The sequence below is a fragment of the Acinetobacter sp. AR2-3 genome (genome assembly GCF_001878775.1).
GTDB lineage: Bacteria > Pseudomonadota > Gammaproteobacteria > Pseudomonadales > Moraxellaceae > Acinetobacter > Acinetobacter lwoffii_D.
In genome coordinates this window covers 1-24379 of the sequence record NZ_MJIQ01000072.1, presented here as the reverse complement: position 1 = coordinate 24379, position 24379 = coordinate 1, and the positions used below count along the sequence as shown (strand labels likewise).

The window sequence follows — 24379 nt, the reverse complement described above, 5'->3', positions numbered from 1 at the left end:
AATATTTAAAAAGGCGTTTATGAAAACGCCTTTTTTAGTTCTAATGCTATTGATTTAAAATTTTTCTAATTGGGCCAAATTCCACATCCGGAAGTAGAAGTTCTCCTCATCCTTATTTTCACAGGACAATAATTCACCTTCTTTGAGCCAAAAATGAATCTGCGCAAAGTTCTTTATTTCGTGATTATTCACGCGTTGTGCCAGATGATGCGCCTTAATAGCGGAAGGGTGTTTGAGACCTGCGGAAGCTATTAGTTCAGACAGGGCATGTAAGGTGTTTTTATGAAAATGAAACACCCGTTCGGCCTTGGTCGGCACATGTAAGGCTTTCTGGCGATCTTTGTCTTGGGTGGTGACTCCGACAGGGCATTGATTGGTATGACAACTTTGTGCCTGAATACAGCCCACTGCAAACATAAAACCACGGGCAGAGTTCACCCAATCCGCACCAATGGCAAGCGTGCTGGCAATATCGAATGCACTAATTATTTTACCACTTGCACCAATTTTGATCTTATCTCTCAAACCTGCACCAACAAGGGTGTTGTGTACAAACAGCAAACCTTCTCTTAAAGGCGCACCGACATAGTCAATTAATTCAATCGGTGCAGCGCCGGTTCCACCTTCAGAGCCATCAACCACAATAAAATCTGGATAAATCTGGGTATGTAACATGGCTTTGACCAGGCTCATAAACTGCCATGGTTGGCCCAGACATAGCTTAAATCCGACTGGTTTTCCGTTGGAAAGTTCACGTAATTTTTGTATGAAATGCATCATTTCAATCGGTGTGCTAAATGCCGGATGACTCGAAGGTGAAACACAATCATGATCACGGCTGATGCCTCGAATTTGGGCAATTTCTTCCGAAATTTTACTTTTAGGTAAAATACCGCCGTGGCCAGGTTTTGCGCCTTGCGAAAGCTTGATTTCAATCATCTTCACTTGGGGTAATTTGGCTTGTGCAGCAAAACGTTCCGGATCGAATTGTCCATCTAAAGTACGGCAGCCAAAATAACCGCTGCCAATCTCCCAGACCAGATCACCGCCATATTCCAGATGGTAGGGACTGATACTGCCTTCTCCAGTATCATGGAAAAAATCACCTTTTTGAGCGCCGAGATTAAGGGCTCGTATCGCGTTGGCACTCATGCTGCCAAAGCTCATGGCTGAAATATTTAAAATAGAAGCTGAAAAGGGCTGGGTACATTGCTCATTTCCAATCAGGATGCGAAAAGTCTGCGGATCGGCAACTTTACAGGGTGTAATGGAATGACTTACAAAGCGGTAATTATCTTCATAGACATTCAGAATCGAGCCGAAAGGTTTATCTGAATTTTCATTTTTTGCCCGCTGATACACCAGACTGCGTTGCATACGGGAAAAAGGCAGTGCATCCCGGTCGGCTTCAATAAAATACTGACGAATCTCCGGACGGAATTCTTCAAAGATAAAGCGGAAATGTCCCATGATGGGGTAATTTTTCAGAATGGAATGCTTATTTTGCAGTACATCATACAAACCCAGCAAACTCAGCAGAATACTCAGGATCCATAGGGTATTCACTAAGGTTTGTGGAATAAAATAATAGATATAACGCGGCGAATAACCGATATGGAATGTGGTAAAAATCACTGCAATCAGAATGCAGGCAAACCAGACTGAATGGCGGGAAAAGAAAGTATTGAGCAGCTTGTGACGTACTAATTGAGCAGGGTTAGCCATTGTAAAATTAAGTCCCTATTTCTACTTCTATAGGGCTTTATGATGTGCAGAGCGAGGTATCTTATACAAGCAGAGAATTGTTATTCGATTTTATAAACTTGCCGAAAATACTATTAAGCCAGGCAATGAATCAGCAGCAATTACAGATAAATTTTTCGGAAAAAGTCCTATAGAAAAAATCTGCAAAAGACATGCATTCTATTTATTTCACAAGTAAGGCGGATGACTTTATAGTTGGTTTATTCACTACATAGGAGTCTTAAACCATGACCAAAAAATCTATTCGCTTTAATAATGCTGAGCTGGCTTGCTCATGTCTCAGTCATTTTTAAATATTGATGTTTCATCCAAGCTGCATTTCGGGGTGTCAAAGAAAAGCAGCTTGGCACAGCGGCAGATCACCACAATAATCATAAAAAGATAAGCATAATTCTCCAGTCCCCAATTTGGGGATTTTTTTATTCCGGAATACATAAAAGAATCTGCATGAAGCCTGTGTGATTAAGGGTTTTCCTCATCCAGTTGAGCGACTGCATTGGCTACAATACTCGGTTCAATATGTTTAATCTTTTTACCAAAGCTGCGTAACCACCAGACCAGTTGGGAGGTAAATGGCACGGTAGCTGTGATCAGCGACATGCCATTGTCCATTTTTTCAATCTTCTGGTCTTTGCTGAGCTGGCTTTCCTCAAAGTAATGCGCATCCGACTCTGACATGCTGAGTTTTAGCGTGACATTTTCGGTAGGATGGTTGAAGTCGACACGGAAGCCTAAGGCACCAGAATCAATATACTCATCAATATCGAAATTGACCGGATGCAAGGCGCGTGAATTCAGCACGACAGCCGATTTAAAGCGGTGCAGGGCAAAGGTCTGGATATCCGATTTGTCATGACGGGTACACACCAGATAGATGATTGACCCTTTTTGTACCAATGCCAGAGGATTGAGAATATAGGTCTTTTCTTCGCTATTATGACCGCGGCCCTGATACACACATTCCAGTTGTTTGTCCTGTAACAGACCTTCGTACACTGCTTGCTGCGCGGCCTTATCTACCACAGGGGGAATCAGGGGTTGGGTGGCCGGAACAATGCGTACGCGGTTAATCCATTGCCGGACATTGTTCTGGGAAGAAAGACTGCGTCGTGCCAGATCAAACCACGGATTCATTTCCTCGATCAGGCTCGGTGGCAGCAGATGTTTTAAATGTTCTTCGACCATCATGAAAGTGACCGCTTGCGAGCTGGTCATATGCGGCAAACTTTGCAGCGGCGCATCTGAACGCCAACGCCAGCCTTGAGGTGTGGTTTTACTGCTTTCAATGGGAAAGCGTTGCGCAATCTGATTCAGGTCACGCTGAATGGTACGCAGACTGATATCGATGCCTTCGCGATTGAGGATTTCCTGTAATTCACGTGTTCCCATCCATTTGCCGGTAGAAAGACGCGACAAAATTTGCCATTGGCGATACAGACTGTTTGAAGTTTCTTTTTCTTGTGCTGACATAATTTATTTTGCTGGCAATAAAGAAGAGGGAATCTAGGCTTAGCTTAACACAATAAAAAAACTCTGATTTTTTCGCAAGTCCCTCTGTGCAACATTTGTCCTACAATTCTAAAACAACTTGGTCGAAAATGGCATTGAGTTCAAAGGGCATTTATTAGATTAATGGTAATTGGAATACAGATGTCATGGCATGGATATTGCTTTGATTTAATTATAATAGATGATAATACGGGGGTTTGTATGCTTAAAGGAAATCAGGATACAAATGTGATTGAAACAATTGATAAATTTACTTCCCAAAATATTGGAAAAAATTTTATAGACACTAAAACTACAGCGGTATCTACTACAACAAATCCACAACTTTTATTGCAGCAGTTATCTTCGAAGTTCTTTAATGAAATGCAGGATGAGCATGTGCTGTCCAGTCAGGCAGGTCAAAGGCTGGAAGAATGGTTATCGCAACATACGCTGGATGAACTCAATGCACTGAATCAGGTAGCAAAAGAACATTTTTTACATCACGGTATTACCTTTACCGTTTATGGCGATGAAGAAGGTGTAGAGCGCACCATTCCCTACGACATCATTCCGCGAGTCATAGACCGGAAACAGTGGAATATGGTGGCTTTAGGTTCGGCACAACGGGTACGGGCGCTAAATTTATTCTTACATGATATTTATCATCAACAGGACATTTTAAAAGCCAATATCATTCCTGAGTTGCAGATTTTAACTCATGAGGCCTATCAGCCGCATATGTATCAACATAGCTTGAAAGGTGGGATTTATAGCCAGATTAGTGGAATCGATGTGATCCGTGATTCCAAGGGCGAGTTTTATGTCTTAGAAGATAATCTCAGAACGCCATCTGGCGTGTCTTATATGCTGGAATGCCGCAAGATCAGTGAAAAACTCATGCCAAAAGTATTCGAGCAGTCCAAGATTGCCGAAATCGAGCAATATCCACAATTATTGAAAGAAATCCTGATCGAAAATGCCTACGTCGACAAGCCATTTGTCGTGGTGCTGACCCCAGGACGTTTTAATAGCGCTTACTATGAACATGCCTTCCTTGCAAGGGAGATGGATGTACCATTGGTAACATCACGTGACCTTTTTGTTGATGACTCGAAGGTTTATGTAAAAACCATACGTGGTCGCCAACGAGTCGATGTTATTTATAGACGGGTCGATGATGCTTTTCTTGATCCTTTATGCTTTAAACCGGATAGCACTTTGGGTGTCGCTGGCTTGATGTCAGCTTATTTGCAAAATAATGTTGTGATTGCCAATGCACCGGGAACCGGTGTGGCAGATGACAAATCGGTTTATCCATATGTCGACAAAATGATTCGTTTTTATTTGGGCGAGCAGCCAATTCTAAAAAATGTTCCGACTTATCAATGTCGTAATTCTGAAGAATTAGACTATGTCGTGGCTCATTTGGATCAGCTGGTGGTGAAAGAAGCGCAGGGTTCGGGCGGTTATGGCATGCTCATTGGACCACAAGCGTCTAAACAGCAAATTGAAACTTTCAGGGAGAAAATTTTAGCTGCGCCGCATTTATATATTGCGCAGCCAACTTTGGACTTATCGGTTAGTCCGACTTTGACCAATTTTGGTATTGCTGAACGTCATATCGACTTACGCCCATTTGTATTAAGTTCGCCTTATCGTACTGAAATCGTACAGGGTGGCTTGACACGTGTGGCGATGCAACCCGGCTCACTGGTGGTGAATTCATCACAAGGTGGCGGTATCAAAGATACCTGGGTAGTCGACAATTTACATTCATAAGATTCCAAAGAAGGAAAATGTCATGGTTTTGCTGAATAGCAATGCGCAACATATTTTTTGGTTAGGGCGTTATTTATCTCGCACTCATTTTTTATGTGCGCACTTTCCATTTTTAGAAGACGAAGCGGCAGTGGCATATGCCCATGCTTTCTGTTTACCTGCCTTTGATGCCAGTTCCTTAAATGAGCTGGTACTTGATCCTACGCAAGTGGCGTCTTTTAGCCAGCAGTTTAAAGTGGCCAAAGACAATATTCAGGAATTGCGTGGGGTGCTGTCTGCTTCAGGCTATGCAGAACTGATGAAACTGATCAAAACCGCTGATAAAAATGCCGGTTATATCTGTGAAGTGGTAACGGAATGTGAAGATATTCTGGAAGCAGAATCTTCCGATATCTTTCTGTTTTTCAGTTTAGGGCAATGTGTAGAACAGCTCGATCACCAGTTACGCCTGGGTGAAGAAACCAGTACTACACTGTGCAAGATTGATTATGTGGTCAGAATTCTCGTAGAAATGGGCTGGGATGATCTGGAACAGTACTGGGAGCAGTTACGTACAGAGCCGAATCGAATCCAGTTCTATCAGTTTAGCGACCATATTCATCAACTGTTTGAGGCAGATGTATGAAATTGATGGTGAATCACCAAACGCACTATATGTACACGGCCGAGGTGAGGAACAGTATTCAGTACATTAAAATGATGCCTTCGAGCAATGCGCATCAGCGGGTTCATTCTTGGGATATCAGTGTACCGGGTAATAAAGAAATCCGGAAAGATGCATTTCATAATCTGTGGATGACCTGTAGCCAGCGGGAGCCTTATCATTCCCTGACCATCATGGCGCAAGGGATTGTTGAGCTGAATCCTGCGCATCAGAGTGGATTGAATGATTCAATCAATCCCAATCTTTTTCTACAGCCGACCGAATCAACACAATGTAATGCAGCAATGAAAGACTTTGCACAACGTCATGTTCCTGCATTAACCCGTCAGCATTTGATTGGACTGGCACAGGCCTTGCTGGAGCATGTGCCTTATATTTCCAACAGTACTTCAGTGCAAGGCTCTGCAATAGATGCCTTTGAGTCCAGACAGGGCGTCTGTCAGGACCATAGTCATATTTTTATTGCCATGTGCAAATATCTAGGTTTGCCTGCACGCTATGTTTCTGGTTATTTATATGCACAAAATGCTTCGCATCTGGCCAGTCACGCTTGGGCAGAGGTGTTTGTAGACCAGACATGGTATTGTTTTGATGTCAGTAATCTGTTGTTTACTCCAAGTTCGCATGTTTATGTGGCGATTGGACGGGATTATTGGGATGTGGCGCCGGTACGCGGTGTCAGAGAAAAGGGCGGTGTGGAATCCATGCATTCCATCGTTCAAGTGCTAGGATGTTAATAAGGACGAATGAATGACGTATTGTTGTGCACTACGTTTAGAGCAAGGTATGCTTTTTATCAGTGATACCCGGACCAATGCCGGAGTAGATCACATTTCTGTATTTCGAAAGTTGTATACCTTTGGTATTCCTGGTGAACGTATGATCGTCATACAGGCATCCGGAAATCTGGCAACCACACAAGCCGTGATTGGGCATATCAAAAATCAGCTCGAACTAAAGCAGGAACCCAATATCTTGAGTCTGCACACCATGTTTGATGTCGCTGAGCTGGTGGGTAGTATGCTGAAGAAAGTGATTGCGAATGTTACGAGCGATATTTCGGAACAAAGCAATTATTATTGCAATCTGCTGGTCGGTGGACAACTTAAAGATCAGGATATGCAGCTTTATCATGTCTATCCGCAAGGGAACTTTATCTGTGCCACACGCGATACGCCGTATTTTCAGATTGGCGAAAGTAAATATGGTAAGCCGATCTTGGATCGTGCGCTGACTTATGATATGCCGCTGGATGAAGCTTTGCGCTGTTCCCTGATTTCATTTGCATCAACCTTACGTTCCAATGTATCGGTCGGTATGCCACTTGATGTGCTGGTCTATAAAAAAGACAGTCTGATCATGCCAAGAGGCAAGCGTATTGCCGAAGATGATGAGTATTTCACGTCAATCAGCCGGCAATGGTCAGAGACCTTGAAAAAAGGACTGGCAGAACTTCCGGTTCCCTCTAATGAGTATTTCTTATAATAAACCTATCCGAGTTCAGGTTTTTCACGTACAGTGTTAACTTCTATGCGGTCCAGCATAATAAAAATAGAGAAGTTAGCGCATGTACCAATTTTGTTACGCCAGTAAAAGTACTTCTCCCAAAACTGATTTGCTTGAAGATTTAGCGAATATTTTGAAAGAGGCCCGTGATTTTAATTATCAGCATCAAGTGACAGGTGTACTGTATTTCGCAGATGGTCATTTTTTTCAATGTCTGGAAGGTGAATGTCCCACTTTAAAAAGTCTGCTGGTGGAGCGACTGAATAAAGATCCTCGCCATCAGGACATTAAACTATTTGAGACCAAGGAAATTGAATATCCAAGTTTCCCGGACTGGTCCATGAAATATATTTCCAAACGCAGTCAGATCCAGCAATTCTGTCGGGAAATGGGATTTGATGACTTTAATCCTTTTGCCTTTCAGCAAAGTCATGTCGATGCCTTATTAATGCAATTATGCATAGAGCAGGGCGAAGAACAAAAGTCAGCCTAAAGAAAAAGCCCAACATAAGTTGGGCTTTTTTTATTTTGAGAACTAGATCAGACTACTTGGCGTAGTGGACGATTGCTGAGCCTGCATAATAGTTCATAACCAATCGTGCCATTGGCTGTCGCTACATCATCCACCAGACGGGTTTTACCCCAAAGTTCGACTTCTGTGCCCAATTGCACTTCTAGTCCTGTCACATCAATGGCAATCATATCCATGGCAACCCGGCCGATCACGCGAGTTTGCTGACCATTGATTGCGACATAGTTCTGTCTAGGGAAAGCGCGAGGATAACCGTCACCATAGCCAATTGAAACAATGGCCAAAGTCATGTCTTGATCTGCGGTGAACGTGGAACCATAACCGACATGCTCACCCGCTTGAATCTCATTCAAGGCAATAATTTCAGCGGTAAACGTCATGACTGGCTTTAAGTCCAGATCATGCACATCCCTGTCTGCAAAAGGCGTCGCGCCGTAGAGCATGATCCCGGGACGGACATAGTCAAAATGCAATTCTGGATATTTATAGATTGCAGCCGAGTTACAGCAAGAGGCTAAAATTGGCGCGCAGTCCTGTTTCACTTCAAGGAATTGACGGATTTGTTCATCATTCAGTGGATGCTCGGCATCGGCATTAGCAAAATGCATGGCAAGCACGCAAGTAAAGCCTTCAGCTTGTAGTGTATGAATAACATCTTTAATCGCTTCAATCTTAAAGCCCAGGCGGTTCATGCCGCTGTTCAGTTTGACCCAGACTTTAAGTTCTTTGGCGATATAGGCATCTTTATGTGCAATTAACCAGTCGACTTGTGCCTGTTGATGCACAATGACTTCAATATTTTGTTCAATTACGATTGGCATCTCATCTGGTGAAAAAACACCTTCGATAAGCGTGATCGGCTGTAAATAACCTAATTCACGAATTTCCAGGGCTTCTTGCAGACAGGCAACACCAAAGGCATCGGTTTCGCTTAAGGCTGCTAAGCAGTCTTTAACTCCGTGTCCATAAGCATTGGCTTTCACCATGCTGACGATTTTCGCGGTTGGGGCAAGTTGTTTGACACGGTTTAAATTATATTGCAGCGCAGCGCTGTCAATATAAACTGTAGCTTGACGCACCCTAAATTACTCCTAGAGGGACGATGGAAATGTGATGACGAGAGCCTGATTACTCTTCGTCATCATACTGAGCATAGAACTCAGGTGAGAGATTACTAAAGCGGGTATATTGACCTTCGAATGCCAGACGCACGGTACCAATCGGGCCATTACGTTGTTTACCGATAATAATTTCGGCGGTGCCAGCTTCCTTGGATTCCTTGTTATAAACCTCATCCCGGTAAATAAACATGATCAAGTCGGCATCCTGCTCAATCGCACCGGATTCACGCAAGTCGGACATCACCGGACGTTTGTTTGGACGGTTTTCCAGCGATCGGTTGAGCTGTGACAGGGCAATTACCGGACATTGCATTTCCTTCGCTAAAGCTTTTAAGCTTCGGGAGATTTCCGAGATCTCGCCGACACGGTTATCGCCCATACCGGGTACTTTCATCAGCTGCAAGTAATCGACCATGATACAGCCCAGCTTTCCGCCATGCATTTTGGCAATACGACGCGCACGGGCACGTAATTCTGTTGGTGGTAGCGCAGAAGAATCATCGATATACAGATTTTTTTCTTGTAAATGCACAATGGTACTGGTGACTTTTGACCATTCATCACTGTCCATTTTACCAGAACGTAAATGCCCCTGATGCACGCGACCAAATGAGGAAATCAAACGCATGGCGATCGAGTCGGCGGGCATCTCCATTGAATAGACCAGAGCAGGCAGATTGTTATTGAATAAGACACTTTCGACCAGATTCATGGCAAAGGTGGTTTTACCCATGGATGGACGCGCCGCAACAATAATTAAATCACCAGATTGCATGCCGGAAGTTTTGTTATCCAGTTCCACAAAACCAGTGGTTAAACCGGTAATGCTGCCTTCCATTTGCGACAGTTCATTTAATTTGTCGAATACGTCCGCGACCACCGAGTTGATCGGCTTAGGCCCTTGCGCTTTGGCATTGTTATTATGCTGTTCGGCAATCGAGAAAATATTGGTCTCAGCCAGATCCAGAATTTCACTGACAGTACGGCCTTTGGTGTCATAGGCATTTTGTAAAATTTCAGAGCTGACTTTAATCATACTACGCAGGGTAGAAAATTCTTTAATTTTGCCTGCATAAGTTTCCAGGTTATAGAAACTCGATGGCGAATCTGCCATTAACTGCATCAGATATTCTTCGCCACCAATTGCATCGAGCAAGTTTTGTTTGATGAGCCAGTCATGCACCAGAACCGCATCATAAGGCGAGTTTTCTTTAGAGAGCTGCTCAATGGCACGGAAGATATATTTGTGTCGGGTGGCATAAAAATCATTTTCGGTCAGTACATCACCGACCTGCTCAAAAGATTCAGCCACAGTCATTAGGGCAGCAAGTACAGCCTGTTCAATTGCTAAATTGTGGGGTGGAGTACGGAACTCCTTGAGATTGCTATTTTCAGTAACAATTTCCGGTTTAGCAGGAGCTACCTTTTTGCTGGCATTCGCCTGTGACATATAAATCCCTGATTTTAAATACAATGGTTAAATATCGTCGGAGATGAATAGCGTTTATTCACTACGAGATGAAATGATACGCGCTCTGATCAAAAATGCGAAGTGCAATTTTTTGTAAACACGAATAATAAAATGAATTTGACAGTGTTGGCTAGATTATATTTTTTAGAGATAAAAAAAGAGCATGCTTTCGCATGCTCTTTTTGAGGCGAGAAATTACTCAGCTACGATAGTAACTAGAACTTCTGCAGTAACATCATGGTGCAATTGGATTGCGATGTTAAATTCGCCAGTGTGACGAAGCGCGCCATTTGGAAGACGTACTTCAGCACGGTCTACTTCTAGACCAGCATTTGTCAACGCGTCAGCGATGTCACGAGTACCGATAGAACCGAATAGTTTACCTTCATCACCAGCTTTTGCAGTGATAACGATGTTCACTTCGTTCAATTGGTCAGCACGTGCTTGAGCAGCAGCCAAGATAGCAGCTTCTTCTTTCTCAAGTTCAGCACGACGAGCTTCAAAAGCAGCAGTGTTTGCTTCAGTTGCAGCAACAGCCTTACCTTGAGGGATAAGGAAGTTACGGCCGTAACCAGCTTTAACTGAAACTTTATCGCCTAGTTTACCTAGGTTTTTAATGCGTTGTAATAAGATAATATCCACAGCTCAACCTCACTTATGATTGTCAGTGTAAGGGATCAAAGACAAGTAGCGAGCTTGTTTGATAGCTAACGCTAATTGACGTTGGTAACGAGCTTTAGTACCTGTAATACGGCTAGGAACAATTTTGCCGTTTTCAGTGATGTACTGTTTTAAAGTGTCGATATCTTTGTAGTCGATGTACGTAACGTTCTCAGCTGTAAAGCGGCAGAACTTGCGACGACGGTAAAAACGTGCCATGTTATGTTCTCCTTAAGCTTCAGCAGAGTCTTGAGCGTGTTGTGCTTCTTCACGTTGAGCTTTACGCGCACGTTTTTCTTCAGCACTCTTCGCCAATAGTGACTCTTCAGTGATAGCGTTTTCACGACGGATGATAAGGCTACGAATGATTGCGTCGTTATAACGGAACAATTCTTCAAGCTCATCAAGAGTAGTTTGACCACACTCAACATTCATAAGAATGTAGTGAGCTTTGTGGATCTTGTTGATTGGGTAAGCCAATTGACGACGGCCCCAGTCTTCAAGACGGTGGATTTGACCTTCAGCTTCTTTGATGTGAGTTAGGTAGCGTTCTACCATACCAACTACTTGATCGCTTTGATCAGGGTGTACTAAAAGTACGATTTCGTAATGACGCATTGTCAGCTCCTTACGGTTTGGACAGCCCCAATTTAAGTAAATTGAAGCAAGGAGTCACAACCAAAGTTGTGTCGCAGTGTTTGCGAAGGGGGAATTGTAGTGATCTTTAGGGATAATTTCAACCAAATAAGACATTTTTGCGAAATTATCTCTATAACCAGATCGATCATCAGAACCTGACTTTGGCTTTAAGCAAATTTGGACTGGTTAAATTCAGCACATGTATTGTTGCGAAGATCAAGCTTTACTTATCAGGCCATAAAATCTAGAAAACTGAAGGATCGGAGTCTGGAACCAGAAAGATTGAATTTTCTAAGCGATCAGGAAGATCGAGGTTTAGCTTTATAACGCCGAATTTTTGATTCTGCTCTACAACTATTGGAAGTAGGGGATTAAGAGAAATCAAAATAAAAAAAGATAGAGACTAACTCTATCTTTTTAAAAAAACACAATCTGTGTAGATGGCGCAGTTGAGGTAAAGCTAAAGATAATACTGATGACAGTAATCAGGATCACCGAGAACAAGAAATACTTCTTTGCCCAAAGTTGATCATTTTCAGCTTTAAATCCAATCACACCGATATATAACCAGTAAATGCACAGTAAGTTTAAAATCACTGCATAGAACCAGTTGGCATAACCAAAGACAAATAACGCATTCATGGTCAGTGTGAATAACACCACATAAACTAGTGATTCAATCTTGGTGCGATGAATCGAACGCGCCACAGGCAAAATCGGAATACCTGCATTTTTGTAATCATCAAAGCGGTAAATCGCAATCGCCCATGAGTGAGGCATTTGCCATAGCGCATAACCTAAAAAGATCAGTAACGCACCGAGGTCAAATTGATTGGCCACTGCGGTATAACCAATGACAGGTGGAGCTGCACCAGAAATACTGCCTACAACAGTTTGATGAATTGTGGTTCGTTTTGTCCATAGGCTGTAGAAACCAACATATACGACAAAACCAATCACCGCGAATAGGAAAGCGTACGCATTTACCCAGAACCATAAAAGACTAAAACCAGCGATGCCTAATACCAGGGCAAAGGCCAGGGCAACAGGTTCGGAAATGGTTTTGGTGACCAGAGCACGGTTTTGGGTGCGCTGCATTTTTTGGTCGATGTCCTGGTCAATCACGTTATTGACCACACATCCTGATGCTACGACAAGCGTAGTACCGAGAAGGGTAATAAGCAGGAGAAGGAAATCTACAGAACCTTGAGTGGCTACGAAGTAGCCACCCAAAGTGGTAACAAAGTTACCGAAGAGAATTCCTGGCTTAGTCAGGAATAAATACTTTTTCAGCATGACGACCAGTTTAGATCATCATGTTGTAGTGTAGGTAATTCATGATCCATACAGAACCCACTAAAAGAATAGCGATAGTTAAGATGGTATACACGAATGCAATCACGTTCCAGCGTTGCTCTGAAGAAGAGTTCATATGCAGGAAGTAAATTAACTGCACAAGAATCTGAGCAACCGCAGTAATCGCGATGACAGTAATCAAAATACCACGGCCAAAACCGCCTGCCATCACCATACCGAATGGAATTACGGTAAGGATGACAGAAAGGATGAAGCCGACGGTATATTGCTTAACGTTACCGTGTGATTCGCCAGCAGCGTTATGATCGTGACTCATTACAGAACTCCCATCAAGTAAACTACGCTGAATACACAGATCCAAACGATGTCAAGGAAGTGCCAGAACAAGCTTAGGCAAGCTAGACGACGCGTGTTTGCAAGAGTCAAACCATATTTCTTGATTTGAACCATAAGCACGATCATCCAGACCAGACCAGAAGTTACGTGAATACCGTGCGTACCTACCAAAGTAAAGAACGCAGATAAGAACGCACTTGTGCTTGGACCGTGACCCGCATGAACTAGGTGATTGAACTCATATAGTTCCATGCCGATGAAGATAGCACCGAATACCCAAGTAATCGCTAACCAAGTTAGTACTTTTGCAACGTCTTTTTTGTATGCAGCAAGAACTGCAAAACCAAAGGTTACAGAAGAGATCAAGAGGGCGAAGGTTTCAGTAAGAACGAAACCTAAAGAGTCGCCAAACAGGTCTCTCGCACTTGGAGTACCCACAGGAATGTGGCTACTCAAAACAGCGAACGCAATGAAGAGTGTACCGAACAGGACAAGGTCACTCATCAAGTAAGTCCAGAAACCAAAGACGGTGATGTCAGTATCATCGTGATGATGATGCTCATCGTGTCCGTGGTTATCGTGATGAAGTACTTCAGCCATTGTCTTAGTCCTTCTTCAAGTGTTTTTCAAGAATCGCATAGCGTTCGTTTTCAATACGCTCAACTTCAGCAGCTGGAACATAGTAATCCACTTTCTTGGTGAAAGAAGACACGATGAAGCTAATGATAGAAGCAATGAACGTAACAACTACTAACCACCAGATGTGCCAGATTAAACCGAAGCCCATAATAGTGATGAACATCGCGATAACGAAACCGGCAGCACGGTTAGTCGGCATGTGGATATCTTCGTACTTCGTTGGTTTTGCATACGCAACACCATTTTCTTTCTCGATCCAGAAAGTATCAATACCATTGATCTTTGGAAGATGAGCAAAGTTATAGAACGGAGCAGGAGAAGATGTCGCCCATTCAAGGGTACGACCATCCCATGGATCGCCAGTCAAATCCAGACGTTGGTCACGTTGTAAGAAACCAACCACGATTTGCAGAATGAAACATACGATACCAAGCGCAATCAGAACTGCACCGAACATCGCGATATTTACATACGGGTCCCATTCTGGGTTGTCAAATGTATTCAAACGACGTGTCATACCCATGAAACCAAGGATATAAAGTGGCATGAACGCAAAGTAGAAACCGAAGAACCAGAACCAGAACGCTGCTTTACCCCAAGTCTCATTCAGTCTCCAACCGAACATTTTCGGCCAGTAGAAGATGATACCTGCGAACATCGCAAATACTACACCACCAATAATTACGTTATGGAAGTGAGCAATCAGGAATAAAGAGTTATGTACCAGGAAGTCCGCTGGTGGAACCGCCATCAATACACCTGTTAAACCACCGATACCGAAAGTTACCAGGAAGCCTAGTGTCCATAGCATTGGAGTAGTGTAAACAATACGACCCTTGTACATGGTGAATAACCAAGAGAAGATTTTCACACCTGTAGGAATCGCAATAATCATGGTCATGATACCGAAGAACGCGTTAACGTTGGCACCTGCACCCATGGTAAAGAAGTGGTGAACCCATACAACGAATGACAATACTGTGATTGCTACTGTTGCATACACCATTGATTTGTAACCGAACAATGCTTTGCGCGAGAAAGTCGCAACAACTTCAGAGTAAATACCAAATGCTGGTAATACCAAGATATATACTTCCGGGTGACCCCAAGTCCAAATCAAGTTCACGTACAACATCGGGCTACCACCCAAGTCGTTAGTAAAGAAGTGGAAACCGAAGTAACGGTCAAGCGTTAACATTGCAATTGTTGCAGTCAACACTGGGAAAGCCGCAATAATCAATACTGCTGTACATAAAGATGTCCAGGTAAAGATTGGCATTTCCATAAGTTTCATGCCAGGCGCACGCATTTTGATGATGGTAACGAAGAAGTTAACACCCGTTAATAGCGTACCCAGACCTGAAATTTGCAGTGCCCAGATATAGTAGTCCATACCTACGCCTGGAGAGTATTCAATGCCAGACAGTGGAGGGTATGCCATCCAGCCTGTTGCAGCGAACTCACCTAACGCAAGTGAAACCATCATCAGACCCGCAGCACCGGCGAATAACCAGAAGCTGAGTGAGTTTAATAATGGAAATGCAACGTCACGTGCACCGATTTGAAGCGGTACAGAGATGTTCATCAAACCAACAACAAGACCCATTGCCACGAAGAAGATCATGATCACGCCATGCGCGGTAAAGATCTGATCGTAATGCTCAGGGTGTAAATAACCTTCGCCGCCACCTTTTGCAAGGAACTGCTGAAGACGCATCATGATCGCATCGGCGAAACCACGCACCAGCATGATGATCGATACGAACAGGTACATGATACCAATTTTTTTATGGTCTACAGATGTGAACCATTCGTTCCACAGGTAGCCCCATTTTTTGAAGTAGGTAATACCGGCAACAACTGCGATACCACCCAAGATCATCATTGCAACAGTTGCCAATACGATTGGATCGTAAGGAATTGCATCCGGACCTAACTTACCTAAGAAGCTCATGTCTTATTCTCCTTGAGAAGCAGTCGCATGTTCACCAGCTACATGAGCTTCAGAAGCAGACGCTTCATGAGCAACAGCATCAGTCGCTGCAGCTTCTACAGGAGCTGAATGGTCAGCACCGTGGTAGTTACTCATATACTTGTGAATCACAGATTCAAACAAACCTTGCTCTACAGAAGAGTAGTAAGTCACAGGATGTGGCTTAGTAGGGTAAGGCTTCATTGCTTCAGCAGCAGCCTTCTCTTCAGGAGTCTTAGCTCTTGCAATAATCGCTTCGATCTGGTGAACACCGCGGTTACCGTCACGTAAGCTTGCAAATTCAGCTTGGTCTAGAACAGTTTTTTGTACTGCATTAGGGTTAACTGAAGTACCGTTTCCTGCCTGAATAGCAGAAACCCATTCGGCAAACTGGGCATCAGTCACAGAATGTGCACGGAAGCGCATTTGTGAGAAGCCGTAACCTGAATAGTTTGAAGAGAAACCACGGTAGCCTTCAGCTGGGCTAGTTTCATCAGCTAATAGGTTGAGGTGAGTTTGCATACCTGCCATTGCATAAATCTGACCACTTAACGCCGGGATGAAGAACGAGTTCATCGTGAAGTTAGAGGTTAAACGAAGGCTTACCGGAGTTTTCTCTGGGAAACGCAATTCGTTAACAGTTGCAATGCCTTGCTCAGGATAGATGAAGATCCATTTAAATTGCTCAGCAATAACTTGAACAGTTAATGGCGCTTTATCTGCTTCAATTGGACGGTATGGGTCATACTTGTGGGAGCCCCACCAAGTTAACCAAGCTAAAATACCAATAATAATGACAGGGATACCCCATACTACAATTTCAATCGCAGTAGAGTGTGTCCATGTAGGTTTATAGTCTGCGTCTTTATTCGATGCACGATATTTCCAACCGAACCATAATGCCATGATGATTGATGGAATAACCACCAATAGCATTAAGTAAATCGCAGTCATCATCAGGTTACTTTGACCTGCTGCAACTGGACCTTTAGAGTTCAGAAGTACCATATCACCACCACACCCGGTCAAGAGTGCAGTCATCGCAGATAAAGACAATACAGCTAAAATCGTTTGTCTCATTTTACAACCTCGGTGAAGAGTCCCATTCCCTAATTTAATATGGGATAGCGATTAAAGTGCACATGACAAAAAAGGCTGAATTTTACAAAACATCCTATTAATCACAATACACCGCTACGTTGTAGGGCATTATGCCTGAGATTCACGAACTAAGCTATATCTAGGGCGCTTTAAATGCCTGTAATAAAAACCGATTTTGCTGGTCTGGATTGGGGGGATTTATGGGAATTTTATTTCAATTTCAAAGTTCTGTAATCAAAATGGGATGATATTCATCCCATTTTGTGTATTCCTGCACTATTGTTTCACAACTTGCGTTTTTGCGAGTTTATCGTGCAAGGTTTGACGTTTTTTGCCCAATCCGAAGGCCCAGTCAATAATTAAACTCAGTGGCATAAATACAATATTTAAAAATATGAAAAATACGCTACGAATAGTAAAGGCGCGCAACAGGCTGGTCTTTTCACCTGATTCTACATCTACAATTTTGATTTTCGTGAGCTTTTTACCAATACTTTGGCCTGATTTGGCAATCAGAAAAGCTTGAATGGCCAGCATGATAATCAAATAGACCGCTGTGGCAAGCCACGCCTGCTGAGAAAACATCTCAAACATTTGAGTCTGTAATTGCTGAGCCATTGCAGGATCTGCATCGCTACTCAGCACAACATTCATGAATTCTTCATTCAGTTGAGCAAACCGGGTTTCCTGTTCAGGCGTAAAAAAAGCAGTCAAAATGAAGGTTGCTGGTAGCCACAGTAATACGTCTACAATTTTGGCCAGGATACGGCTTGGAATACTGGCAAGTTCATTTTTTTGAGTTGCTGTTTGAGTATGAGGCTGTGAGTAGGCCGAAGTCGTTGGTTGGCTATTCTGGAATACCGGCGTTTCAGGTGTGACTGCTGGAGCGACATAACCTTCGGGTTGATATACCGATTTTCCTTGGGTAAGTTCACCTAAGGCTTTCCACTCGGTCATGCCTTGATGCCATGCCAGGTCAGTCAGCATGACTTGTTGATTCGCCAGCATCTGATTCAATTGCTCGAGCGTATATGGACCAGCTTGTTGATTGTTTCGTGCCAAGTAAATCTGCATATAGACTGAATCTCAATATATAAATGTGAACTGATAATAGCTTTGAACAAGATTGTATTGAATTCTGTTTTGAAAACAAACATCCTCTCATCGTAAGATATAGATTAATTAAGGATTTTCAATCATATTTCTTATTAAAAATGCGCCCATACAAAATTGCAAGGATCACCATTCTTAAAAATATCTTCCCGAACATTACAGGTGTATTCATTATTATTGCCATTTTGATATGACTTTACTGTTGGTATTTGTTTGTCATTACAGTTTTCATGTGTTGATAAGCTTTTTTTTTTAATTATTTTTATAAATTCAATGGTTTAGCTTTAGATTGGGACTTTAGTTATTAATTTTCAAACAATAAATCATAATAGCTGTCTCATAAAAAAGACCCTATCAAAGGGTCTTTTTTATTCAAAATTGCTTATGCTTTTTGCACTTTTTCTTCAGCCAGGAAGAACCAAGTTTCAAGTACCGAGTCTGGGTTTAAAGACACAGAGTCGATACCTTGTTCCATTAACCATTGTGCAAGATCTGGGTGATCAGAAGGACCTTGACCACAAATACCGACATATTTGCCAGCTTTACGGCATGCTTGAATTGCAAGAGAAAGTAACGCTTTAACCGCAGGGTCGCGCTCATCAAATAGGTGAGAGACAATACCAGAGTCACGGTCAAGACCAAGTGTTAATTGTGTCAAGTCGTTTGAACCAATAGAGAAACCATCGAAATGTTCAAGGAACTGATCTGCCAATAAAGCATTGGTTGGAAGTTCACACATCATGATCACTTTAAGGCCGTTTTCACCGCGCTTAAGACCGTTTAATGCAAGAAGTTCAATGACACGTTTCGCTTCAGCAACAGTACGAACAAATGGAATCATGATCTGAATATTGGTTAAACCCATTTCATCACGTGCTTTTTTCAATGCACGACATTCAAGTTCGAAGCAATCACGGAAGTTATCAGAAACGTAGCGACTTGCACCACGGAAACCTAGCATCGGGTTTTCTTCTTCTGGCTCGTATAACTTACCACCGATCAAGTTTGCATATTCGTTAGACTTAAAGTCTGACATACGAACAATGACTGGCTTGTCTGCAAATGCAGCAGCAAGTGTCGAGATACCTTCGACCAGTTTCTCTACATAGAATTCGATTGGAGATGCATAACCTGCAGTACGCGCCATGACTGCTGCACGTGTTTCACGTGGAAGGCTGTCAATATTGATCAATGCTTTCGGGTGAACACCAATCATACGGTTAATAATGAATTCAAGACGCGCCAGACCAATACCTGCGTTTGGAATTTGAGCAAAGTCAAATGCACGATCCGGGTTACCCACGTTCATCATTACTTTAAATGGAAGAGCAGGCATAGACTCAATTGAATTCTTTTGAATTTCAAAATCTAGTGCGCCTTCATAGATAAAGCCAGTATCACCTTCAGCACAAGACACAGTCACTTCCTGACCGTCTACAAGAACTTCAGTTGCATTACCACAACCCACGATTGCAGGAACACCAAGCTCACGTGCAATAATTGCTGCGTGACAAGTACGACCACCACGGTTTGTTACAATCGCAGCTGCACGTTTCATGACTGGTTCCCAATCCGGGTCAGTCATATCAGATACAAGAACATCACCATCTTGTACTTTGTCCATTTCTTTAATAGACGTCACAATGCGGACTTTACCAGAACCAATGCGTTGACCAATTGAACGGCCTTCACAGATCACAGTACCGCGTTGTTTCAACAGGTAGCGTTCCATAGTGCCGACATTTTCACGGCTTTTTACAGTTTCAGGACGCGCCTGAACGATATAAATCTTGCCATCATCGCCATCTTTTGCCCACTCGATGTCCATTGGTGCACCGTAGTGGTTTTCAATGATCAGCGCTTGTTTAGCAAGTTCTTGTAATTCCTGGTCGTTTAAAGCGAACTGTTGGCGTTCAGCTTTTTCAACATCCACGACAACAACAGATTTACCTGCAGATGCTTCTTCACCATAAATCATTTTCTGGTGCTTAGAACCTAGGTTGCGACGAAGGATCGCGTGTCGGCCTGCATTTAAAAGCGGTTTAGAAATATAGAATTCGTCCGGGTTAACTGCACCTTGAACGACCATTTCACCCAAACCATAAGATGCAGTAATGAATACTGCATCACGGAAGCCTGATTCAGTATCTAGCGTAAACATCACACCTGCAGCGCCAGTTTCTGAACGAACCATGCGTTGTACACCAGCAGACAGGGCAACTACATCATGGGCAAAGTTTTGGTGTACACGGTATGAGATTGCGCGGTCGTTGTACAAAGATGCAAACACTTCTTTAATTGCGATCAGAACGTTATCGATACCACGAATGTTCAAGAAAGTTTCTTGCTGGCCGGCAAAAGAAGCATCCGGCAAATCTTCTGCAGTTGCAGAAGAACGAACGGCAACCGCGATGTCAGGGTTGCCGTTAGAAAGTTCTGCAAATGCTGTACGAACTTCTTGTTCTAATGCAGGCGTAAGTGGAGTATCCACAATCCATTGACGAATTTTTGCGCCAGTTTCAGCAAGTGCATTTACATCATCAACATTGAGTGCAGCAAGCTCTGCATTGATTTTAGCGTTTAGGCCACTTTGCTCGAGAAATTCACGGTAGGCATCGGCAGTCGTTGCGAAACCACCTGGCACAGATACACCAGCATTTGATAAGTGGCTGATCATTTCGCCTAGTGATGAGTTTTTCCCACCGACCAGCTCAACGTCGTGCTTCCCTAATTTTTCCAGACCAATTACGCGCGCTTCCAAAGTTGTTACTCCACTTTTGCAGTATTAATCACTATCTCGGCATGAGAGTATAGCAAATCATCTAGGTTTTTGATTTTACTAAGCGACAGTCATGTAAGATCGGTTTACTATAAAGATTATATAGCACTAAGACAAATGTTGGAGGAGAATTTTAATGTCGGAAGGTAAACAAATTCAGCGTAGTGTTTTCTTTATTTCAGATGGTACCGCCATCACCGCTGAAACCCTTGGACACTCGCTGTTAGCGCAGTTTCCGCATGTGAAATTTGACATTCATATTATCCCTTACATTAGTTCCGAAGAAGCGGCTACAAATGTGGTGGCAGAGATCAATGCAAGAGCTCAAATCGACGGTGAAAAACCGCTGGTATTTGATACCCTGGTTGATCCCTATGTGCGCGACATTATTAATACTGCAAATGCAGTAAATCTCGATGTATTTGAAGGGCTTATTAGTAAGTTGGCTGATGAATTAGGCACGATTCCTACAACTTTAGTCGGGCAGACCCACGCGGTGACCGACTCTGAGTCTTATAAGGCCCGTATTGATGCTGTTCATTTTGCTTTAGATAACGACGACGGCGCACGTACCCGTCATTATGATAAAGCTGACCTGATCCTGATTGGTGTATCGCGTTCAGGTAAAACCCCGACCTCTATTTATCTGTCTTTGCAGTTCGGTATTCGCGTGGCGAACTATCCACTGACTGAAGAAGATTTGGATGATAACCGACTGCCAGCCGTGCTGCGACCGCATAAAAACAAGCTGTTTGGCCTGATGATTGATGCGGAACGCCTTGTGGCCATTCGTTCTGAGCGTAAGGCCAATAGCCGTTATGCCAGCTTTAGTCAGTGTCAGATGGAGTTGCGTGCGATTGAAGGAATTTATATTTCGGAAGGCATCAAGTACCTGAATGTGTCTGAAATGTCGATTGAAGAAATCTCAACACGTGTGTTGCAAATGACCGGTTTAAAACGTCGAATCGGTTAAGAAACCAGCCAGAGCCAAACTGCGGTTTGGCTTTGATTTATAGCTAAAAATTACAAGTAAGCATTGATTAATCGAAATAATGTATGAATTTTATAATTCTAAGAAAATACCAACTATCATATTCTGAAATATAAAAGAGTCTTCTTTGCTCATTTTGTTGAATAAATCATCATGTCGGTTCTTGATACGTAAATAAAAATCTCATTATCAGCTTACCAATTTTTCATTTTTACTCGCCAGCGTGAGTTATTTTTCTGCTAAATAAGTATGAATAATGATATCGACCGGATGCTGTTCACCATTAATACAATGAATTGTATTTTCCGAAATTTTCAGAATCGGCCAGGTAATCAGGCGGCAATTTTCACGTTGTAGGGCAGCATAATAATGATCTGATTTCAGATAAATTTTACGGGAAGATGCAAGATTTGGCATTAACTGGCGTCTTAGCCACAAATTCTGCACCTGATTTTCTAAAAACCGCAGAGAAAGCAAGCTTTTAATGCGGTTGTTAAATAAGCGGCGATTTTTACCAATCAATGGGTGATTAATAATTCGTTGCAGAATTCGGTCGGAACCGGGCAGTACAAAAGCAGGATTAATCTGGAAAACTTTTACCGAACGGGCATGTTGACTGATTTTATCCAGCTGGCTCACGGTAAACTGATCTGTGCCAATAATAGCAATATCTTTATCTGCATAATCCAATTCTAGCAGTTCGGAAGAGGGTGCTTTAATTCCAGTAAACTGCTGAAAATGTTCGGGGCGATTTTCAAAAATACCAGCGTGTGGATCCTGCTTGGTAGACATTAGAATTCCTTGAATTTATTTAATAATTAATTTTCTTTGTATGAGATATAAACAAAAACTCAAGCCAGGGTAAAGTGAAAAATTTAACTTAGACAGTCATCTATTTGACCAAAATATAAAATCTGACTTTATTGAAGACTGAATGGATTTATATGCAATCCAAAAGGAATGACTTTTAACTTGACGAGATCGACGAAGGAAATAAAGTTGAGTTATTTGTCAAAGAAGAAGCAGTTTAATGGTGTAGTCGATAGAAATGATTTTACTGGGATGTTTCTTTTAGTCATTTATCTTTAAAGATGAAAAACATCTACCCATTGCTGAGAATAGGTAGATGCAACTCTCATTTACTGACCATTTTTAATTTGCATTAATAGCTCAAAGTTGTGCAGGCGCTTGTCAGTGTCATAGATGTCACAAGTAAAGATAAACTCATCCACATCATATTTAGCCAAAAGCGATTCTAGCCCAGCTTTAACGGTTTCTTTGGAGCCGACCTGAGCCATGGCAAAGAAATTATCGACTGACATTTTTTCCGGCGGCGACCACAGACCTTTCATGGAGTCAATTGGTGCTTTAAGTTTCAGGCTTTGTCCACGAATCAGTGATAAAACCCGCTGATAGGCACTAGTCGCTAGATATTCTGCTTCTTCATCAGTATCTGCGACACAGGTCGGTACACCCATCGACACATAAGGACGATCCAGGTATTCAGAAGGTTCAAAGTTTTCACGATAAAGCTGAATGGCCTGACCCAGCATACGCGGGGCAAAATGCGAAGCGAAGGAATAAGGTAGACCAAGTTTCGCCGCTAATTGTGCACTAAACAGGCTGGAACCTAAAAGCCATACGGGTACGTGCGTACTTTGACCTGGCGTCGCTACGATACGCTGATGTGGTTCTGGATCTTTAAAATATTGCAGAATTTCCAGAACATCTTGTGGAAACTGATCTTCGGTTTCCTGACGGCCACGACGCAGGGCACGCATGGTCATTTGATCGGTACCTGGAGCACGGCCCAGACCCAGTTCAATCCGGTCCGGATAGAGCGTCGCCAATGTGCCGAACTGTTCAGCTACGACCAGCGGTGCATGGTTGGGCAACATAATTCCGCCAGAGCCTAAAGTTAAGGTTTTGGTATTCGCCAGTAAATAGCCTAAGAGAACTGCAGTTGCTGAACTGGCAATACCATCCATATTATGATGTTCTGCCAGCCACATCCGGCGATAACCCAATTTTTCTGCTGTTTGGGCAAGTTCCAGCGCATGGTTTAGCGCGAATTGAATAGTCTTGTCGTCACGAACAGGAACCAGTTCGAGTATAGAGAACTGGGTATCGTTAAGCGTACGCATAGTATTACTCTTAAATAGACATCTCTAAAAGCATACGACTTTAGAAGGCGTTTGTATATCGAAAAAAATCGATATAAGTGTAAACCAAAAGATAAAGATAAAAAATAAAGGCAAAAAAATAAGCATCCGAAGATGCTAGGACTTACGCACTATTATTTATAGATTTTCTGTGGCAGCAGATGATTCTTATCGAGAATAAATTCATCAATAAAGTTCTTGATAATTGGTCTAAATAATTTCTTCTGCCAACGATATACATTTTCAAAGATCCGCTCAAACTGGTTCTTTTGTATCTCAACATAGGCCATCAAGGCTGAGAAAATATGATTCAAAATCAGCTTGGATCGTCTTACTTGAAAC

22 protein-coding genes and 1 pseudogene are annotated in these 24379 nt (G+C 42.7%); 6 read left to right on the top strand and 17 right to left on the bottom strand.

Annotated elements, in window-relative coordinates; all coding sequences use genetic code 11:
* Positions 1-54 precede the first annotated feature (54 nt).
* Together BFN00_RS13340 and BFN00_RS13335 are read right to left on the bottom strand one after the other, a co-directional pair.
* Positions 55-1725 (bottom strand): FMN-binding glutamate synthase family protein, encoded by a 1671-nt coding sequence (locus tag BFN00_RS13340; RefSeq protein WP_071852096.1) that lies wholly within the window; start codon positions 1723-1725, stop codon positions 55-57.
* A 501-nt stretch (positions 1726-2226) separates the two neighbouring features.
* Positions 2227-3234 carry a helix-turn-helix transcriptional regulator gene (locus BFN00_RS13335; protein WP_071852095.1) on the bottom strand — a complete coding sequence of 336 codons (1008 nt, stop codon included), beginning with the start codon at positions 3232-3234 and terminating at the stop codon, positions 2227-2229.
* 240 nt (positions 3235-3474) lie between these two features.
* On the opposite strand from BFN00_RS13335, the gene BFN00_RS13330 reads away from it, so the two are divergent.
* The 5 genes from BFN00_RS13330 (at position 3475) to BFN00_RS13310 (ending at position 7697) form a co-directional block, all read left to right on the top strand.
* Entirely contained in the window at positions 3475-5034 is a 1560-nt protein-coding gene (locus BFN00_RS13330; protein ID WP_071852094.1) for a circularly permuted type 2 ATP-grasp protein, read from the top strand.
* 22 nt (positions 5035-5056) lie between these two features.
* A complete protein-coding gene (locus BFN00_RS13325; protein WP_071852093.1) occupies positions 5057-5659 on the top strand; it encodes an alpha-E domain-containing protein in 603 nt (200 codons plus the stop codon).
* The gene (locus tag BFN00_RS13320; protein WP_071852092.1) at positions 5656-6435 is read left to right on the top strand and encodes a transglutaminase family protein; all 780 of its coding nucleotides are present in this window, start codon (positions 5656-5658) and stop codon (positions 6433-6435) included. Before BFN00_RS13325 ends, BFN00_RS13320 begins: the two co-directional genes overlap by 4 nt.
* A 13-nt stretch (positions 6436-6448) precedes the next feature.
* Positions 6449-7183: a proteasome-type protease gene (locus BFN00_RS13315; RefSeq protein ID WP_004278798.1), complete on the top strand. Its 735-nt coding sequence runs from the start codon at positions 6449-6451 to the stop codon at positions 7181-7183.
* A gap of 82 nt (positions 7184-7265) precedes the next feature.
* The gene (locus BFN00_RS13310; RefSeq protein ID WP_044108864.1) at positions 7266-7697 is read left to right on the top strand and encodes a BLUF domain-containing protein; all 432 of its coding nucleotides are present in this window, start codon (positions 7266-7268) and stop codon (positions 7695-7697) included.
* A gap of 47 nt (positions 7698-7744) precedes the next feature.
* Here BFN00_RS13310 and alr read toward each other — a convergent pair whose 3' ends face one another.
* The 12 genes from alr to ppsA all read right to left on the bottom strand — a co-directional run bounded on the left by alr (position 7745) and on the right by ppsA (position 20866).
* On the bottom strand, positions 7745-8815 hold the full coding sequence (gene alr, locus BFN00_RS13305; protein ID WP_044108865.1) for an alanine racemase: 1071 nt from the start codon (positions 8813-8815) through the stop codon (positions 7745-7747).
* A gap of 49 nt (positions 8816-8864) precedes the next feature.
* Complete coding sequence (gene dnaB / locus BFN00_RS13300; RefSeq protein ID WP_044108866.1) at positions 8865-10307, bottom strand: replicative DNA helicase; 1443 nt, start codon at positions 10305-10307, stop codon at positions 8865-8867.
* 216 nt (positions 10308-10523) lie between these two features.
* Positions 10524-10970, bottom strand: coding sequence for a 50S ribosomal protein L9 (gene rplI, locus BFN00_RS13295; RefSeq protein WP_004278793.1), 447 nt, complete (start codon positions 10968-10970; stop codon positions 10524-10526).
* A 9-nt stretch (positions 10971-10979) separates the two neighbouring features.
* Positions 10980-11207: a 30S ribosomal protein S18 gene (rpsR, locus tag BFN00_RS13290; protein WP_004278792.1), complete on the bottom strand. Its 228-nt coding sequence runs from the start codon at positions 11205-11207 to the stop codon at positions 10980-10982.
* A 12-nt stretch (positions 11208-11219) separates the two neighbouring features.
* Positions 11220-11606, bottom strand: a complete 387-nt coding sequence (gene rpsF / locus BFN00_RS13285; RefSeq protein ID WP_004278789.1) for a 30S ribosomal protein S6 — start codon at positions 11604-11606, stop codon at positions 11220-11222.
* A gap of 438 nt (positions 11607-12044) precedes the next feature.
* Positions 12045-12923, bottom strand: a complete 879-nt coding sequence (gene cyoE / locus BFN00_RS13280) for a heme o synthase (protein ID WP_004645412.1) — start codon at positions 12921-12923, stop codon at positions 12045-12047.
* Positions 12924-12933: 10 nt separating this feature from the next.
* A complete protein-coding gene (locus BFN00_RS13275; protein ID WP_004645410.1) occupies positions 12934-13260 on the bottom strand; it encodes a cytochrome o ubiquinol oxidase subunit IV in 327 nt (108 codons plus the stop codon).
* Positions 13260-13880 carry a cytochrome o ubiquinol oxidase subunit III gene (gene cyoC, locus BFN00_RS13270; protein ID WP_004278786.1) on the bottom strand — a complete coding sequence of 207 codons (621 nt, stop codon included), beginning with the start codon at positions 13878-13880 and terminating at the stop codon, positions 13260-13262. The genes BFN00_RS13275 and cyoC overlap by 1 nt, the downstream gene beginning before the upstream one ends.
* Before the next feature lie 4 nt (positions 13881-13884).
* On the bottom strand, positions 13885-15873 hold the full coding sequence (gene cyoB, locus BFN00_RS13265) for a cytochrome o ubiquinol oxidase subunit I (RefSeq protein ID WP_044108867.1): 1989 nt from the start codon (positions 15871-15873) through the stop codon (positions 13885-13887).
* 3 nt (positions 15874-15876) lie between these two features.
* A complete protein-coding gene (cyoA, locus tag BFN00_RS13260; RefSeq protein WP_044108868.1) occupies positions 15877-16971 on the bottom strand; it encodes a ubiquinol oxidase subunit II in 1095 nt (364 codons plus the stop codon).
* 297 nt (positions 16972-17268) lie between these two features.
* Positions 17269-18066 carry an RDD family protein gene (locus BFN00_RS13255; RefSeq protein WP_004278783.1) on the bottom strand — a complete coding sequence of 266 codons (798 nt, stop codon included), beginning with the start codon at positions 18064-18066 and terminating at the stop codon, positions 17269-17271.
* A 421-nt stretch (positions 18067-18487) separates the two neighbouring features.
* Positions 18488-20866: a phosphoenolpyruvate synthase gene (gene ppsA, locus BFN00_RS13250; protein WP_004278782.1), complete on the bottom strand. Its 2379-nt coding sequence runs from the start codon at positions 20864-20866 to the stop codon at positions 18488-18490.
* A 154-nt stretch (positions 20867-21020) separates the two neighbouring features.
* On the opposite strand from ppsA, the gene ppsR reads away from it, so the two are divergent.
* On the top strand, positions 21021-21857 hold the full coding sequence (gene ppsR / locus BFN00_RS13245) for a posphoenolpyruvate synthetase regulatory kinase/phosphorylase PpsR (protein WP_004278781.1): 837 nt from the start codon (positions 21021-21023) through the stop codon (positions 21855-21857).
* A 246-nt stretch (positions 21858-22103) separates the two neighbouring features.
* On the opposite strand, the gene BFN00_RS13240 is transcribed toward ppsR, so the two are convergent.
* The 3 genes and pseudogenes from BFN00_RS13240 to BFN00_RS13230 form a co-directional block, all read right to left on the bottom strand.
* The gene (locus BFN00_RS13240) at positions 22104-22667 is read right to left on the bottom strand and encodes an NAD(P)/FAD-dependent oxidoreductase (protein ID WP_044108869.1); all 564 of its coding nucleotides are present in this window, start codon (positions 22665-22667) and stop codon (positions 22104-22106) included.
* A 347-nt stretch (positions 22668-23014) separates the two neighbouring features.
* Positions 23015-24019, bottom strand: a complete 1005-nt coding sequence (locus BFN00_RS13235; protein WP_044108870.1) for an LLM class flavin-dependent oxidoreductase — start codon at positions 24017-24019, stop codon at positions 23015-23017.
* A 152-nt stretch (positions 24020-24171) separates the two neighbouring features.
* Positions 24172-24379: pseudogene (locus BFN00_RS13230) on the bottom strand (IS701 family transposase); the annotation flags it as partial.